The sequence below is a fragment of the Streptomyces sp. NPDC020917 genome (genome assembly GCF_044333795.1).
In the GTDB taxonomy this organism is placed as follows: domain Bacteria; phylum Actinomycetota; class Actinomycetes; order Streptomycetales; family Streptomycetaceae; genus Actinacidiphila.
Genome location: NZ_JBIRRR010000019.1, coordinates 151,757 through 166,644, shown reverse-complemented (window position 1 = coordinate 166,644; position 14,888 = coordinate 151,757). Strand labels below are relative to the sequence as shown.

At 73.1% G+C, this 14,888-nt stretch carries 13 protein-coding genes; 3 read left to right on the top strand and 10 right to left on the bottom strand.

The annotated features are described in order from the left end of the window. Window positions 1-62: 62 nt before the first annotated feature. The 9 genes from ACH4TG_RS31815 to ACH4TG_RS31775 all read right to left on the bottom strand — a co-directional run bounded on the left by ACH4TG_RS31815 (window position 63) and on the right by ACH4TG_RS31775 (window position 8,912). Window positions 63-170: a DUF6893 family small protein gene (locus ACH4TG_RS31815; protein ID WP_398246065.1), complete on the bottom strand. Its 108-nt coding sequence runs from the start codon at window positions 168-170 to the stop codon at window positions 63-65. Then, entirely contained in the window at window positions 167-787 is a 621-nt protein-coding gene (locus ACH4TG_RS31810; RefSeq protein ID WP_398246064.1) for a hydrogenase maturation protease, read from the bottom strand. Before ACH4TG_RS31810 ends, ACH4TG_RS31815 begins: the two co-directional genes overlap by 4 nt. After that, window positions 784-2,220, bottom strand: a complete 1,437-nt coding sequence (locus tag ACH4TG_RS31805) for a hypothetical protein (protein ID WP_398246063.1) — start codon at window positions 2,218-2,220, stop codon at window positions 784-786. The genes ACH4TG_RS31810 and ACH4TG_RS31805 overlap by 4 nt, the downstream gene beginning before the upstream one ends. Further along, on the bottom strand, window positions 2,217-2,894 hold the full coding sequence (locus tag ACH4TG_RS31800) for a DUF6084 family protein (RefSeq protein WP_398246062.1): 678 nt from the start codon (window positions 2,892-2,894) through the stop codon (window positions 2,217-2,219). Before ACH4TG_RS31800 ends, ACH4TG_RS31805 begins: the two co-directional genes overlap by 4 nt. After that, window positions 2,891-3,544, bottom strand: a complete 654-nt coding sequence (locus tag ACH4TG_RS31795) for a DUF5947 family protein (protein WP_398246061.1) — start codon at window positions 3,542-3,544, stop codon at window positions 2,891-2,893. The genes ACH4TG_RS31800 and ACH4TG_RS31795 overlap by 4 nt, the downstream gene beginning before the upstream one ends. Then, the gene (locus ACH4TG_RS31790; RefSeq protein ID WP_398246060.1) at window positions 3,541-4,095 is read right to left on the bottom strand and encodes a hypothetical protein; all 555 of its coding nucleotides are present in this window, start codon (window positions 4,093-4,095) and stop codon (window positions 3,541-3,543) included. Before ACH4TG_RS31790 ends, ACH4TG_RS31795 begins: the two co-directional genes overlap by 4 nt. Beyond that, the gene (locus ACH4TG_RS31785; RefSeq protein WP_398246093.1) at window positions 4,095-5,876 is read right to left on the bottom strand and encodes a nickel-dependent hydrogenase large subunit; all 1,782 of its coding nucleotides are present in this window, start codon (window positions 5,874-5,876) and stop codon (window positions 4,095-4,097) included. Before ACH4TG_RS31785 ends, ACH4TG_RS31790 begins: the two co-directional genes overlap by 1 nt. A gap of 43 nt (window positions 5,877-5,919) precedes the next feature. Next, complete coding sequence (locus ACH4TG_RS31780; protein WP_398246059.1) at window positions 5,920-7,011, bottom strand: hydrogenase expression protein HypE; 1,092 nt, start codon at window positions 7,009-7,011, stop codon at window positions 5,920-5,922. A gap of 191 nt (window positions 7,012-7,202) precedes the next feature. Beyond that, window positions 7,203-8,912 (bottom strand): hydrogenase maturation protein, encoded by a 1,710-nt coding sequence (locus ACH4TG_RS31775; protein WP_398246058.1) that lies wholly within the window; start codon window positions 8,910-8,912, stop codon window positions 7,203-7,205. Window positions 8,913-9,240: 328 nt separating this feature from the next. On the opposite strand from ACH4TG_RS31775, the gene ACH4TG_RS31770 reads away from it, so the two are divergent. After that, entirely contained in the window at window positions 9,241-10,914 is a 1,674-nt protein-coding gene (locus ACH4TG_RS31770; RefSeq protein ID WP_398246057.1) for an RICIN domain-containing protein, read from the top strand. Window positions 10,915-10,962: 48 nt separating this feature from the next. On the opposite strand, the gene ACH4TG_RS31765 is transcribed toward ACH4TG_RS31770, so the two are convergent. After that, window positions 10,963-11,724, bottom strand: coding sequence for a TetR/AcrR family transcriptional regulator (locus ACH4TG_RS31765; protein WP_398246056.1), 762 nt, complete (start codon window positions 11,722-11,724; stop codon window positions 10,963-10,965). Between the two features lie 162 nt (window positions 11,725-11,886). Between ACH4TG_RS31765 and ACH4TG_RS31760 the strand changes: the two genes are divergently transcribed. Further along, on the top strand, window positions 11,887-13,758 hold the full coding sequence (locus ACH4TG_RS31760; protein ID WP_398246055.1) for a glycosyltransferase family 2 protein: 1,872 nt from the start codon (window positions 11,887-11,889) through the stop codon (window positions 13,756-13,758). Between the two features lie 35 nt (window positions 13,759-13,793). Next, the gene (gene galE / locus ACH4TG_RS31755) at window positions 13,794-14,831 is read left to right on the top strand and encodes a UDP-glucose 4-epimerase GalE (RefSeq protein WP_398246054.1); all 1,038 of its coding nucleotides are present in this window, start codon (window positions 13,794-13,796) and stop codon (window positions 14,829-14,831) included. Window positions 14,832-14,888 lie beyond the last annotated feature (57 nt).

Below are 14,888 nucleotides of genomic sequence, written 5' to 3'. Positions count from 1 at the left end.
CGCCACGCCGCGGGGCCGCTCCCGCCGTCGCCCGTTCGGCGGCAGCGGTGCGGCCCCGCGGGTCACATCGCGCGCATCTTCAGGTAGCGCCTGACGTCGGGCAGGGACGTCGCCACGACGGCGGCGAGTCCGCCCAGGACGGCACCGAGCACGTACTTCACTACGATCACCTCCTCGCCTCGTCCGCCCCCGCGGGGGCCAGGTCCGCTGCGCCCGGCTCCTCGCGGAGCAGGCCGAGGACGGCGTCCACGGCCGGGTCCACCGCGGCGGCGACGGCCGGGCTGAGGCCGATGCCGTCCGCCAGGACGGCGGGCTCGCAGCCGATCACCGTGATGCGCCCGGGGCGGGTGCCGCCGGTGCCCGCGCTGAGGGTGTCCAGCAGCGCGAGGACCGCGTCGGGCGTCATCCGGTGGCCGTCGATGAGCACGTCGCCCTCGGGGCGGTCGGCCTGCGCGCCGTCGATGCGGTAGACGGTGCCGGGGGCGCCGCCGCGCGCGGTGGCGTCGAGCAGCACCACGGTCTCGTAGCCGTCGAGCAGCTGGTACGCCAGGTGGACGCCGCGCACCCCGATGTCGGCGGTCTCCACGCCGGGCGGCAGCGGCCGGCGGGCGAGCCGTTGCACGGCCTCGACGCCGAATCCGTCGTCGCCGGCGAAGATGTTGCCCAGGCCCGCGACGAGCACCCGCCGCGGAGATCCCGAACTGCCGCCTCCCGCACGGCCGTTCCCGCCGGGGCCGTGCGCGCCGCCGTCGCCGCGGCCGGCTTCGCTTCCGCTGCCGCCGTTCACGCGCCGTCCTCCACCGGGGTCAGTTCGTCGGGCTGGAAGTACAGGAACCGGCCCTGGGCCCGGCGCAGTTCGGCGCCCGGATCGCCGTCCACGGTGACGGCGAGGTGCACCCCGCCGTCGACGTCGTGCAGGACCGCCTCGACGAGGGCGGTGCGGCCGTGCAGGAAGATGTCCTGCGCGTCGGTGCGGCGCTTGCCCGGGCGCAGCCGGACGCGGCTGCCGGCGCCGACCAGGACGCCGTCGACGGGCACGCGGTCGCGCTCCGGGTCGACGCTGCGGTCGGCGGCCGGGTCCCACCACGGGGTGTCCGGCCGGAGCAGTTCCTCCAGGTCGGCTTCCGGGTCCGGGGTGGTGAGGACCGGCGGGCCGGTGACCTCGCGCAGCGAGCGGACCGCGCCGTGCAGGCGCTCCAGCACCTCGGGCGGCATCGAGTCGGCCAGGTCGATGACGGCGCCGGCGCGCTCGTCGGTGCCGCGCGCCTCCCGCTTCTCCTGGTCGGTGAGGGCGGCCGTGCGCAGGGCGAGGATCTCGTCGATCTCGGTGGCGTCGTAGAGGGCGCCGGGGCTCTCGGGGGCGATGTCCGGGTGGTCCTCCAGGACGATCGGCAGCGAGAGCGCCACGTCGTCGCGGGCCGCGGCGCCAGCCAGCACGGGCCAGGTCTGCTCGTTGCGGCACTCCACGGCGGCGGCCCGCGCCCATTCCGGCGGATCGGTCATGGACAGGAAGGCGCCCGCGCTCAGCCCCAGCATCAGGTGCGCGGAGACCAGGGCGTGCGGCAGCGCCGCCTCGCGGTCGGCGGCACCGCCGTCGGCCGGCTGCCAGCCGCCGGTGTTCTCCACCACCGCCGTCAGCCGCAACGCCCGGTAGGGGCCGGGCAGTTCGGCGGCGGACAGCCGCAGGACCCCGTCGACCTGCTCGCGGCGGCGCACCATCCGGCCGATCAGTGTGCCGCCGGCGTCCCGCACGTCCTCGGTGTCCTGGCCCGCGGGCCGGCGGAACGGCAGCGCCAGGCCGCCGTCCACCGCGGCCTGCAGATCGGCGACGGCGCAGGTGAGTTCGGTGGTCTCCACCACCCCCTCGTCCCAGGGGACGAGCACCCGGTCGGGCAGCTCCAGCGACCCGGTCGGCTCGAATCCGCCGTCGGGCAGGGCGCGTTCGACGGTCCGCCGCTGGGCCCGCAGGAACCGCACCTCGGCGTGCAGGGTCGCGTCGCCGCGCGGCTCCATCAGGATCTCGGTGCGCATGGCGCTGTGCTCGCCGTTGCGATCGCCCCAGGCAGGGGGCACGAGCACGCCGAACTGCCAGCGCATCCGGTTCTTCGCGGCGGAGGCGCGGTAGGGGTAGAGCACGTACCCCTCGAAGAGCACGACGTCGGCGACCGCGCGGGCGGTGTCGAAGCAGGGCGCGGGGGCGGGCGGGGCGACGGGGTTCACGGCGCCACCACCTCCACCGCGGTCTGGGCGGCCGGGAGGGCGGTACCGCCCTCTGCGGCGCCGAGCAGCGCCTCCATGGTGTGCTGCCAGGACGGCAGCGCGTGCCGGGAGCGGAACTCCCGGAGCGCCTCCATGGTGTCGCGGGGCAGCCGGAGCCAGCCGCAGCCGGGGAAGTGCTGGTCCATCATCTCCCGCCAGACGGCGACCGGCAGCCGCACGGGGGCCTCCTTGTCCCAGGGGATCGGCTCCACCTGGAAGCCGCCGGGGCCGCGGAACGCGATCCCGGAGAAGAGCATCAGCAGCGGTGCCGCGCCCTCCTCCAGGGCCTCGAAGTACTTGGTCGCGGCGATGTCCATGTCGTAGGTGCAGGGCACCGGCACGTCGACCTCGGTCTCGCCGGTGAACCCGGGGCAGACCAGGGAGACCTGGGCGAACTGCAGCGGGTTGAGGGTGCTCCCCCACCGCGACCGGACGCCGAACAGGTCGCCGAGCCGGCCGGCCTCCCCGTCGCCGTAGCGGCGCAGCGCCGGTTCGATGCGGATCTGGCAGCGCAGCGCCATGGCGTGCACGGGCTGGTCGCCGGGCGCGGTGATCCGCAGCCGGAACACCAGCGTGGGGCCGGCCGCGTAGGGGTCGGCCCGCACGCCGGTGCACGCGAAGTCGAAGCTGGTCACGTAACGTTGCCTCCCTCACCGGCGGTCACCGTGACCGCCTGCGCCCTGCGGTTCAGGTCGTCGAAGAACGCGGCGACTTCGCGGTGCACCAGGGCGCCGCCGTCGAAGCCCTGCCAGTGCATCCGCAGCCGGCCCACGAGCTGGTAGGCGGCGTCCACCGGCACCAGGTGGCAGGTGTCGCCGCGTTCGGTGCGGCGCACCAGCAACGCCTCGACGTCGGGCTGCAGTTCGTGGGCCAGCGGCGAGTCGCCGAACACCGCGTCCCAGGCGTCCTGCTGGATCTCGCTCTCGGTGGCTCCCGCCGGGCTCGGGTAGAGCGCGACCAGCCGTTCCAGCGCGGAGTTGCGGAAGAAGAACGCCATGTCGACGGGGATCTGCAGGGCCTGCCAGCGCACCGGGTCGGCCTGCCACGCCGGGTCGGTGAGGTAGCGGTCCGGCACGGTGCGGAACCGGCCGCCGCCGGCGCCCGGCCGGTCGAACAGCACGGCGCACGCCTGGCAGGCGCAGGCCAGCGACCGCTGCTCGACGTCGACGAGATGGCGGTGGTCGGGGCCGAGTTCCAGGGAGCACAGCTCGCAGTACTCGGTTCCGGCGTCGGTGCGGGGGGTGAGGAACCTGCGCAGGCCGGGCGCGGCGCCGGTCGGGTTCACCGGGCGTCCGCCGGCCGCGTCCCGGGCGGGCGGGTGCCGATCTGCAGCAGGACCGGTTCGCGGGCGCCCGTCCCGGGCTCCTCGAACTCGACGGACACGACCTCCGGTGCGAAGCAGGCCAGGGCGTCCTCGATCCGCCCGCGTGCCGCGCCGGCGCCGCATCCGCAGCCGCCGGCGCCCTCCTCGCGCAGCCGCAAGCGCCCGGACTCGGCGTCCAGCGCCGTCACTTCGGCCGACGCGGCGTCGGCGGCGCGCAGCGCACGCTGCACGCGCCCGGCCAGGTCGTCGGGGTGCAGGTCGTGCAGCACCAGCAGCCCGGCGGCCAGCTCGTCGTCCAGCAGGGCCTCCAGCGGCGTGCCGCTGCGGCCGGACAGCAGCGCGACCACCCGGGCCAGCCCGCTGCCGTAGAACTCCATCAGGGCACTGACGAGGTCCTCCGCGGTGCGGGCCACCGCGGGGTCGCCGTGTGCGGCGAGGCGTTCGAGGATCTCCTCGACCCGGCGCGCGGTGGCCTCCGCGGGCCGGGCCGGGCGCGCGTCCTGTGCCGCCATCAGGCCAGGCCGCTCAGGCCGGTCGGCACGTGCATCTTCTCCACGGTCTTCCCGCCGCCGACGTACATGTGCACCCCGCACGGCAGGCACGGGTCGAAGCTGCGCACCGCGCGCATGATGTCGATGCCCTTGAAGTTCTCCGGGGAGTTCTCCTCGAAGATCGGGGTGTTCTGCACCGCGTCCTCGTAGGGGCCGGGCGTGCCGTAGGTGTCGCGGACGCTGGCGTTCCACGGAGTGGGCGGGTACGGGTGGTAGTTGGCGATCTTGCCGTCGCGGATGACCATGTGGTGGGAGAGCACGCCGCGCACCGCCTCGGTGAAGCCGCAGCCGATGCTCTCGTCCGGCACCTCGAACTTCTCCCAGGTCTGGGTGCGGCCGGCGCGCACCTCGGCGAGCGCCTGCTCGGTGAAGTGCAGGGCGCAGGCGGCCGAGTACGCCTGGAAGTACGTGCGGGCGCGGTTGCGCTCCAGCGCGTTGCTCCACTGCGGGATCTTCCACTCGAAGGTGGTCTCCGGCTTGGTCAGCGACTTCGGCAGGTTGATCACCACGCTGTGGCCAGTGGCCTTGACGTAGCCGATGTCGACCAGCCCGGACAGCGCGGTGGACCACAGCCGGGCGATCGGGCCGCCACCGGTGTCCAGCGCGAGGTGGTCCTTGCCGTCGAACCAGCGCGGCGACATCACCCAGCTGTACTTGTCGTCGAAGTCCCGCTTCTGCGGCGCCGGGATGGTGTGCTGGTTCCAGGGGTGGCGCGGGTCGACCGGGTTGCCGAGCGGGTCGTGGGTGACGAACTGCTCCTGCCCCTCCCAGTCCTGGTAGTACGAGCTGCCGAGCAGGATGCGGATGCCGAGGTTGATCTGCGTGAGGTCGTTGGTGACCAGCTTCCCGTCCACGATGACGCCCGGGGTGACGAACATCTTCCGTCCCCAGTCGGTCATGTTGCGGTAGGTGAAGTCGCAGTGCTCGGGGTCGTTGAGCGCGCCCCAGCAGCCCAGCAGCACCCGCCGGCGGCCGACCTCCTCGTAGCCGGGCAGCGCCTGGTAGAAGAAGTCGAACAGGTCGTCGTGCAGCGGCACCACGCGCTTCATGAACTCCACGTACCGCATCAGCCGCGTCAGGTAGTCGGTGAGCAGCTGCACCGAGGCGACCGTGCCGACGCCGCCGGCGTACAGCGTGGACGGGTGCACATGGCGCCCTTCCATCAGGCAGAACATCTCCCGCGTGTAGCGGCTCACCTGGAGCGCCTCGCGGTAGAACTCGCCCTCCAGCGGGTTGAGGGACCGCATGATGTCGGCGATGGTGCGGTAGCCGTGCTCGGCGGCGTGCGGGGCCTCGGTGCGCTCGGCCTGCTCCAGCACGCCGGGGTTGGTCTCGCGGACCATCTTCTCGCAGTAGTCGACCCCGACCAGGTTCTCCTGGAAGATGTTGTGGTCGAACATGTACTCAGCGGACTCGCCGAGGTTGATCAGCCACTCGCCCAGGTGCGGCGGCTTCACGCCGTACGCCATGTTCTGCGCGTACACCGAGCAGGTGGCGTGGTTGTCCCCGCAGATCCCGCAGATGCGGCTGGTGATGAAGTGCGCGTCGCGCGGGTCCTTGCCCCGCATGAAGACGCTGTAGCCGCGGAACACCGACGAGGTGCTGTAGCACTCGGCGACCCGCTTCTGCTTGAAGTCGATCTTGGTGTGGATGCCGAGGCTGCCCACGATCCGGGTGATCGGGTCCCAGGACATCTCCATCAGGCCGCTGCCGTCCGCCGCGGCCGTGGGGGTGGGTGCCATCGTCAGTGCCGTGCCCTTCGTCATGTGTACGGGAGTGGGGGTGTCACCAGGGCTTGCTGTAACCGGTGGTCAGTTCGCGGCCGGTGTGGCGCCACTTGGGCTCCTCGTCGACCGTCCTCGCGGTGATGCCGCGCAGCCTGCGGATGACCGTTCCGTACAGGCCGCTCGCGGTGCTGGAGACCTTCGCGCCGGGCGGCTCGTCCATGAACGGCATGAACTTGTCGGGGAAGCCGGGCATGGTGCACGCGATGCAGATGCCGCCGACGTTGGGGCAGCCGCCGATGCCGTCCATCCAGCCGCGCTTGGGCACGTTGCACTTCACCACCGGGCCCCAGCAGCCCAGCTTCACCAGGCACTTGGGCGAGTCGTAGGTGGTGGCGAAGTCGCCCTGCTCGTAGTAGCCGGCCCGGTCGCAGCCCTCGTGCACGGTGGCGCCGAACAGCCAGGTGGGCCGGAGCTTGTCGTCGAGCGGGATCATCGGCGCCGAGCCCGCCGCCTGGTACAGCAGGTAGGTCAGGGTCTCGGCGAAGTTGTCGGGCTGGATCGGGCAGCCGGGCACGCACACGATGGGGATGCCCGCCGAGGACTTCCAGTCCCAGCCGAGGTAGTCGGGCACGCCCATCGCGCCGGTGGGGTTGCCCTCCATGGCGTGGATGCCGCCGTAGGTGGCGCAGGTGCCGATGGCGACGACGGCCAGGGCCTTCGGGGCGAGCCGGTCGATCCACTCGCTGGTGGTGATCGGCTGGCCGGTCTCGGGGTTGTCGCCGAAACCGCACCAGTAGCCCTCAGCCTTGATCGCCTCGTTGGGGATCGAGCCCTCCACCACCAGTACGAAGGGGTCGATCTCGCCGCGCTCGGCCTTGAAGAACCACTCGATGAACGCGTCGGCGCCCTGCACGGGGCCGCACTCGAAGTCGATCAGCGGCCAGTGCACCGCGATCTTCGGCAGGCCGGGCAGGCCCTGCAGGGCGATCTCCTCGATGCTCGGCAGGGTCGCCGCGGTCAGCGACACCGAGTCGCCGTCGCAGCTGAGACCTGCGTTGATCCAGAGGATGTGGATCGGGTCCTGGTCGTCGGCCGCGGCATCCGGGCCGCCGGCGGCGCGGGACTGCGTGGCCGAGTTCGCACCAGCCATCGATGCCTCCTGGGTGCTGTGGTCGACATACGCCAGAAAACGGCGTCTCCTCCCTGCGTACCGTGCGCCGCGCCGCCGGATGCGGTCGAAGGCGACCATCGGGGTGAGGGGCACACCGCCACTCGGGCTGTCCCGTCACGTTCCGTGATGTCGGGTGCTGCCCAGGCGGCCCGCGGCGGACGGCTCCGCGGTCAGCCCCGCGCGCCGGCGAGCGCCCTGAGGTGGTCCGGGGTCGCCGCCGGCACCTCCTTGTGCACGAACGCCCGGCGCAGCGCGTGGTAGGGGTGGTCCGGGTCGAAGAAGATGGCGTGCATCCGCGCCAACTCCTCGTCCCGGTAGGCCGCGAGGGGTTTGGCCTGCTCGGCCTTCTCCCGGGCGCCCTTCTTCTCGGCGATCCGCGCCTGCACGCCGGCGGTGGACGCCCAGCGCGTCGCCAGCTCCACCGTCTGCAGGGCGAAGCCGTCCGCGGGCGTGGGCAGCACCCGGTCCACCAGTCCGAGCCGCTCCGCACGCTCGGCACTCACCGGGAGTGACTGCTCGGTGAGCGCGGTGGCGACGGAGTCGCCGACCCGGCGCGGCAGCGAGTACGTCCAGAACTCCGAGCCGTACAGGCCCATCAGCCGGTAGTGCGGGTTGAGCACGGCGCCGGCCCTGCACCACACCTCGTCGGCGGCCAGTGCGAGCATCACGCCGCCGGCCGCGGCGTTGCCGCCCAGCGCGGCGACCACCAGCTTGTCGGTGGTGGTGAGCACCGCCTCCACCAGGTCGTCGATGGCGTTGATGTTCGCCCACGACTCCTCGCCGGGGTCCGGTGCGGCCTCGATGACGTTCAGATGGATGCCGTTGGAGAAGAAGTCCCGCTCGCCGCCGAGCACCAGCACCGAGGTGGGGCGGGCGCACGCCGCGCGGTAGGCCGCCAGCAGGCGGCGGCAGTGGCCGGTGGACATCGCCCCGCCGGGGAAGGAGAACGACAGGATGCCCGTCGCGCCGACCTCGTGGTAGCGGATGTCGCTCCACTCGCGGCGGCCGTGCGCCTGGAGCAGCGGCGCGGGGACCTCCGGCACGCCGGCCAGCCGGTCGCCGAGCGCGGTGGCCGCGGGCAGCGAGAAGGTCCGCGGGCCGCCCGGGGTGCGGCGCGGGCGCAGTTGCGGGATCCACACGGCGCCGTCGACGGTCGCCCGGCAGATCGCGCCCGCGCGGGTGGCCAGCACCTCGCCGGGGTCGCCGCCCATGCCGTGCGCGCGGTGGCCGCCCTGCAGGAACCACTCGCCGCCCAGCAGCTCGTCCAGGACGCCGGGTTGGGAGTCGGCGGCGCGCAGTGCCCGCAGGACGCGGTCGGTCGGGTCGCGGTCCCAGCGGATCCGCCGGTCGGCCTGCCGCATCGGCGGCCGGGTGCGGACGACGGACCGCAGTTCGGGGTCGTCCTGGGAGCGGGGCCGGTGGTCGCCGGAGGCGAACCGGGTGACCGCCGTCAGCACCGCCTCCAGCGCGGCGTCCGCGATCTCGTTGCGGTACAGGTCGCTCTTGCCGCGGGCGGCCAGCGGGCAGGGCACACACGCCCAGACGGGGCCCGCGTCCATCTCGGCCTCCGCCTGGAGCACGGTGACGCCCCAGCGTCTGGCCCCCTCGTCCACCGCCCAGTCGAGGGAGGAGGGACCGCGGTCGCCGAGCGGACCGGGGTGCACGATCAGGCAGGTGACGGTGGACCAGATGTCCTGCGGGACGGCGGACTTGAGCATCGGCGCGATGACGAGGTCCGGCGGGTCGCGCCGCACCGCGTCGCGCAACTGCCGGTCGCCGAGGGCCAGCTCGACGCCGACGCTGTGCCCGCGGTCGCGCAGCGCGGTGAACACGCGCTGGGTCAGGCTGTTGAACGCCGTCGCCACAAGAAGGATCTTCACCTGGCTCCTCCCGGCCCTCGCCGTCGGGTCGCTGTGCTCGGACAGCCACCGAGCATGGCGCCCGCCGCGGCGGGGGCCGGGGAGCCTCGCGGTCAAGTCACCCGATCGCCCAGGCCACCCGGGCCGCGGGGAGCACCCGGCGGCGCAGGTGCGGTCGGCCGGAGGGGGCGGCCGCCCGCCCCACCGGGCTCACGCCTGGCACGGGGGATATGGACAGGGCGACCGCGGTGTGCTGTCATGCCTGACGCAGCGCCCTTTGCAACGATGCAACAGCGCCCCGCCCACTGCGCAGACCGCTTCGCCGTTCCCCCACGCGGAAGGCTTCCGTATGCGTACCCCCACATCCCTCCACCGGCTGCTCGCCGCGCTGGCAGCCCTCGTCCTGATGTCCCTCGGCGGTCTCGCCGCGGCGGGGCCGGCCAGCGGCCGGACGCCACCACCGGCGGCGGCATCGTCGGCCACCGTGCATCCGGACGCCACCGGCGCCGCCCTGCGCAAAGGCACGGGCCTGTACCCGCGCGTGGTGCGGCTGGCCCACTCCGGCGCGGCCAACGGCCAACTGGTCGCCAGCGTCGTGGACTTCGACGCGGCCGGCGGCGTCGGCGTCATCTACCGGAGCACCGACGACGGCGCGACCTTCCAGGAGGTCGGCGGCATCCACGACCCCGCGACCGTCAACGGGCTGTGCTGCTCGACCCTGTTCGAGCTGCCCCGGCAGATCGGCGCCATGCCGGCCGGCACGCTGCTGTGGGCCGCCTCGGTCGGCCAGAGCCCGGCCGACCGCCGGATGTCCCTCGACGTCTGGCAGAGCCAGGACCACGGTTCCTCCTGGTCGCAACTGCCGCCCTGCGCCACCGCGTCCAACACCGGCGGGCTGTGGGAGCCGGAGCTGTCGGTGGACAGCGAGGGCGACCTGGTCTGCCACTACTCCGACGAGACCGATCCGGCAGCGCACAGCCAGTCCCTGCAGGAGCGGTTCTCCTCCGACGGGCGCGCCTGGGGCCCGGCCTTCCCGACCGTCGCCCCGACCGCCCAGGCGCTGCGGCCGGGCATGGCCACGGTCGTCCAACGGACCGACGGCAGCTCCTACATGACCTACGAGGTGTGCGGCACCGGCAACCAGTACGACTGCGCCGTGCACTACCGCACGTCCTCCGACGGCGCCGACTGGGGCCCGCCGACCGACGTCGGCCCGATGATCACCACCGAGACCGGGCAGTACTTCACGCACACGCCCGTCGTCGCCTGGCTGGCGAACGGCACCGCGGCGGGCCGGCTGGTGCTCGTCGGGCAGCAGTTCCGCGAGGCGAACGGCGCACTGGCGACGACGAGCGGGCGCACCGTCCTGGTCAACACCGAGAACGGGGGCGGCAACTGGTTCCCCATCGACGCGCCGGTCGCGGTGCCCTCCCCCGACGCCAGCTACTGCCCCAACTACAGCTCCTCGCTGCTGCCCAGCACCGACGGCACGAAGCTGCTGGAGATCGCGACCGACTACGTCGGCACGCAGTGCCGGCCGTTCTACGCCACCGGCTCCTCGCAGGGCACCCAGGACTCCTCGGGGGCGGGTCTGGCCTCCGGCAGCACCTACCGGCTGATCAACGTCATCAGCGGCAACTGCCTGGACGTGTCGGCCGATTCCCGCGCGGTGGGCGGCAACATCCAGCAGTGGACGTGCAACGGGCTCGGCCCGCAGAACTTCCGCTTCACCCGGACGGCTTCCGGCGACTTCACCCTGACCGGGCAGAACTCCGGCCTGTGCGTGGCGGTGGCGGGCGCGGGCACCGCGCCCGGCGCCAACGTCGACCAGGAGGGCTGCGACGGCTCGGCGGCGCAGCGCTGGCAGGCCCTGAACCAGGGCGACGGCTACTGGACGTTCCGCAACACCGGCAGCGGCCTGTGCCTGGACGTGGCCGGCGGGTCGGGCGCCCCGGGCGCCAACGTGCAGCAGTGGACGTGCAACAAGCTCGCGCCGCAGATCTGGAAGCTGGAGGTCCGCTGACCCCTCGGCGCCGAAGGCCCGCCCCGGGACGTCCGTCGAACCCCGGCCTCAGCCCCTGGACGGGCCCGGCACCCACTGGTCGAGGACGGCGTCCAGGCCGGCGGTCAGGCCCTGCGGGCCGCCGCGCTCGGCCAGCGCCGGGGTGATCGCGCGCAGTTCGGGGAAGTCGTGGACGGGCATCCGGTACAGGCCCAGCCGGAAGGCCGCCTCGGGTTCCTCGGGGTTGTCCACCATCGCCTGCAGGTCGGCGAAGACGTAGCCGAGCAGCCAGGCGCTGACCGCCCGGTACGCGGCGGCGGCCGCGTCCTCGTCCAGGCCGGCCGCCGCCAGCAGCCGCAGGATGTCCTCCTGCGCGCTCAGCACGGCCGGTGCCCGGCGGGCCAGCGGCACCGCCAGCATGCGGGTGGCCAGTAGCGGCACCACTTCGGGGTGCGCCATGGCCACCCCGTAGGTCGCCCGCGCGATCCGGTGCAGCTCGCTGCGCCATCCGGGCTCCTCGGCGGCGCCCCGCGCCGCCGGATCCGCGCCGTCCCCGGCACCCTCGTCGAGCTGTTCGCGCAGTTCGAGGTAGAGCGCCTCGACCAGGCCGTCCAGCAGCGCGTCCTTGCCCGCGGCGTACCGGTACAGGGCCATCGCCTCCACGCCCAGCTCGGATCCGAGGCGGCGCATGCTCAGCGCGGACAGCCCCTCCCGGTCGACCAGCTCCAGGGCGGTGGACAGCACGCGCTCCCGGCTCAGCCGGCCGTAGCGCCCGTGGTCGGCGGCGCGGCGGCCCGCGCCGGCCGCCTCGTCCCGCTTGCGTCGCGCCATCTCCGCCCCTTCGGGGAGGGGGACCGCACCGCCCGCGGTCCCGCCCTTTGACTGTACGGACAAATCGTCGCAATATGTACATATACATCGTAAATTTCACGCGTCAGGATAGGACGCACACCGACCGCGTACACGTCCTGGCACCCGACCAGGAGCAGCGTCATGTCGCACCGGAGCCCGCCCCCAGAACCACCGGACGACGGGAGCACGGACACCCTGGTCGGCGAACCGGAGGACATGGGCCTGGAGCAGTGGATGGCCATGATCTCCGACGGCAACGTCGCCAGGATCACCCGGCACGGCCCGCTCTTCGGCCGGCCGCCGCGCAGGCTCAAGGCCGCCCCCGGAACCTTCGTCCCGACGCTCTCGCACCGTGACAAGGCGTGGATCTCCGTGCTGGCGGTGGGCTGGGGCGCCTTCTTCGCGTACTTCTGGCAGTGGTGGCTCAACCCCGCGCACCGGGTCAGCTGGATGGGACTGGTGCTGACCAGCGCGCTGCTGTTCTACCTGACCTGCCAGGCGAGTTACTTCCTGATAGCCGTCTCCCGGCTCCCCCGCGTCTCGTCCTCGCTGCCGATCCCCCGGCTGCGGCTGGCGATCGCGGTGACGCGCGCGCCCTCGGAGCCGTGGGCCATGGCCCGCAGGACGCTGGAGGCGATGCTCGCGCAGGACTTCCCCTACTCCTACGACGTGTGGCTGTGCGACGAGGATCCGCGCGAGGACATCCGCTCGTGGTGCGCCCGCAACGGGGTGCGGGTGTCCAGCCGCAAGGGCATCGCGGCCTACAACCGCACGACGTGGCCGCGGCGCACCAAGTGCAAGGAGGGCAACCTCGCCTACTTCTACGACCACTGGGGGTACCGGCTCTACGACGTGGTGGTCCAGCTGGACTGCGACCACCAGCCGCACGCGGGGTATCTGCGGGAGGTCGTCCGCCCGTTCTCCGACCCGGCCATCGGCTACGTCGCCGCGCCGAGCATGTGCGACGCCAACGCCGCCACCTCGTGGTCGGCCCGCGGCCGGATGCACCGCGAGGCGCCGTTCCACGGCCCGTTCCAGCTCGGCCACGCCAACCGGCTCGCCCCGGTGTGCATCGGCTCGCACTACGGCGTGCGCACCCGCGCGCTGCGCGACATCGGGGGCCTGGGACCCGACCTCGCCGAGGACTTCACCACCACCTTCCTGTTCAACTCCGCGGGCTGGCAAGGGGCGTTCGCGATCGACGCCGAGGCGCACGGGCTGGGCCCGATGACCTTCGACGACATGGTCACCCAGGAGTACCAGTGGTCCCGGAGCCTGGTCGCGATGATGTTCGGCATGATCCCGCGCCACATGCACCGGCTGCGTTTCCGGTTGCGGCTGCGCTTCACGATCGTGCTGCTGTACTACCCGCTGCTCGCCGCCGGCGCGCTCGCCGCGATCGCCCTTCCGGCAGCCGCCGCGATCACCGGGCAGGTGTGGGTGAGCGTCAACTACCTCGCCTTCCTGGGCCACTTCTGGGCCATGTCGATCTGGCTGGTGATCCTGCTGCTCCTGCTGCGGCACCGGAAGCTGCTGCGGCCCTCTTCCGCGCCGGTCTGGAGCTGGGAGTTGTGGCTGTTCGCCATGGCCCGCTGGCCGTTCGTGGCCTGGGGGGTGCTGGGGGCCGTCATCCAGGAGACCTTCCGCCGGCCGATCTACTTCAAGGTGACGCCCAAGGACCGCAGCGGACTCGAACTGCTGTCGAAGCGCCTGGTGCTGCCGTTCGTGGTCATCGCGACGGGGCTGTCCGCCGCCGCCATCATCGGCGAGCTGACCGGGCCGTCCGTGGGCTACGTGTTCCTGTGCATCCTCGGCGGCCTGGCGTACTCGGTGGTCAGCGTGTCGGTGGCCGTGCTGCACGTGCGGGAGGCCTCCCGCGCGGCCGGCACGCCGCTGAAGTCCGCGTTCGCCACCGCCAGCCGCCCCCTGTTCATGTCCGCCGTCCCCCTGCTCCCGCTGGCCCTCGCCATCGCCATCTACCCGACGTACGTGACCGCCGTCACCACCTGGTGACGCGGCACCGCGCCGACCCCGAGGAGGTCCGCCAGATGCCTCGCACCCTGTCCACCGCGCTGGTGACCGGCGGCGCCGGGTTCATCGGCAGCCACACCTGCGTGGAACTGCTGGAACACGGCTTCGAGGTGATCGTCGTCGACGACCACTCCAACAGCTCGCCCCAGGTGTTCGCCCGCACCGAGAAGGTCGCCGGCCGCTGCCTCGGCGCCGTCTACCGGATCGACCTGCGCGACCGGCACGCGCTCAACGCCGTGTTCGACCGCCACCCGATCGACGTGGTCGTGCACTTCGCGGGCAAGAAGGAGATCTCCGAGTCCGTGCGCACACCCGTCGAGTACTACGACGTCAACGTCGGCGGCACGATGACCCTGCTGTCGGTGATGCAGGAGCACGGCGTCCACCGGCTGGTGTTCTCCTCGTCGTGCTCCATCTACGGCGAGGCGGACCGGATACCGCTGACCGAGGCCGACCCGGCGCGGCCCACCAACCCCTACGCCGCGTCGAAGTGGACCTGCGAGCAGATCCTGGCGGACGTCTGCCGCCGCCACGACGGCTGGGCGGTGATGTCCCTGCGGTACTTCAACCCGGCCGGCGCGCACCCCAGCGGCCTGCTGGGCGAGGTGCCGCGCGGCGCGCCCGGCAACGTGATGCCGTACATGGCGCAGGTGGCGGCCGGCCGGCTGGACCGGCTGGACGTGTTCGGCGGCGACTACCCCACCGTCGACGGCACCGGGATCCGCGACTACATCCACGTCATGGACGTCGCCGAGGCGCACCGGCTGGCGCTGGAGCACCTCGCCGACCGCACCGGGATGCGGGTCTTCAACCTGGGCCTCGGCTCGGGCACTTCGGTGCTGGAACTGCTCGCCGCGTTCCGGCGGGCCTCCGGCCGCCCGATCCCCTACCGGATCGTGCCCCGCCGCCCCGGCGACGTCAGCGCACTGGTCGCGGACCCGACCGCGGCGACGCGCGCGTGGGGCTGGCGGGCCACCCGGGACGTGGCGGCCATGTGCCAGGACGCATGGCGCTTCACCCGGCTCAATCCTGCGGGCTACGCGGACCGGCCATGACCCGGCCGCCCGACCCGCGAACCGGCGGCGCACCGGAACCTGCGCGCCGCCCCCGAA

Excerpts from the sequence above, each read along its gene's own strand:
- ACH4TG_RS31790 (WP_398246060.1), bottom strand. The coding sequence starts at position 4,095 with ATGGCGGCACAGGACGCGCGCCCGGCCCGGCCCGCGGAGGCCACCGCG.
- ACH4TG_RS31780 (WP_398246059.1), bottom strand. The coding sequence starts at position 7,011 with ATGGCTGGTGCGAACTCGGCCACGCAGTCCCGCGCCGCCGGCGGCCCG.
- ACH4TG_RS31765 (WP_398246056.1), bottom strand. The coding sequence starts at position 11,724 with ATGGCGCGACGCAAGCGGGACGAGGCGGCCGGCGCGGGCCGCCGCGCC.
- ACH4TG_RS31760 (WP_398246055.1), top strand. The coding sequence starts at position 11,887 with ATGTCGCACCGGAGCCCGCCCCCAGAACCACCGGACGACGGGAGCACG.
- ACH4TG_RS31770 (WP_398246057.1), top strand. The coding sequence starts at position 9,241 with ATGCGTACCCCCACATCCCTCCACCGGCTGCTCGCCGCGCTGGCAGCC.
- ACH4TG_RS31785 (WP_398246093.1), bottom strand. The coding sequence starts at position 5,876 with ATGGCACCCACCCCCACGGCCGCGGCGGACGGCAGCGGCCTGATGGAG.
- galE (WP_398246054.1), top strand. The coding sequence starts at position 13,794 with ATGCCTCGCACCCTGTCCACCGCGCTGGTGACCGGCGGCGCCGGGTTC.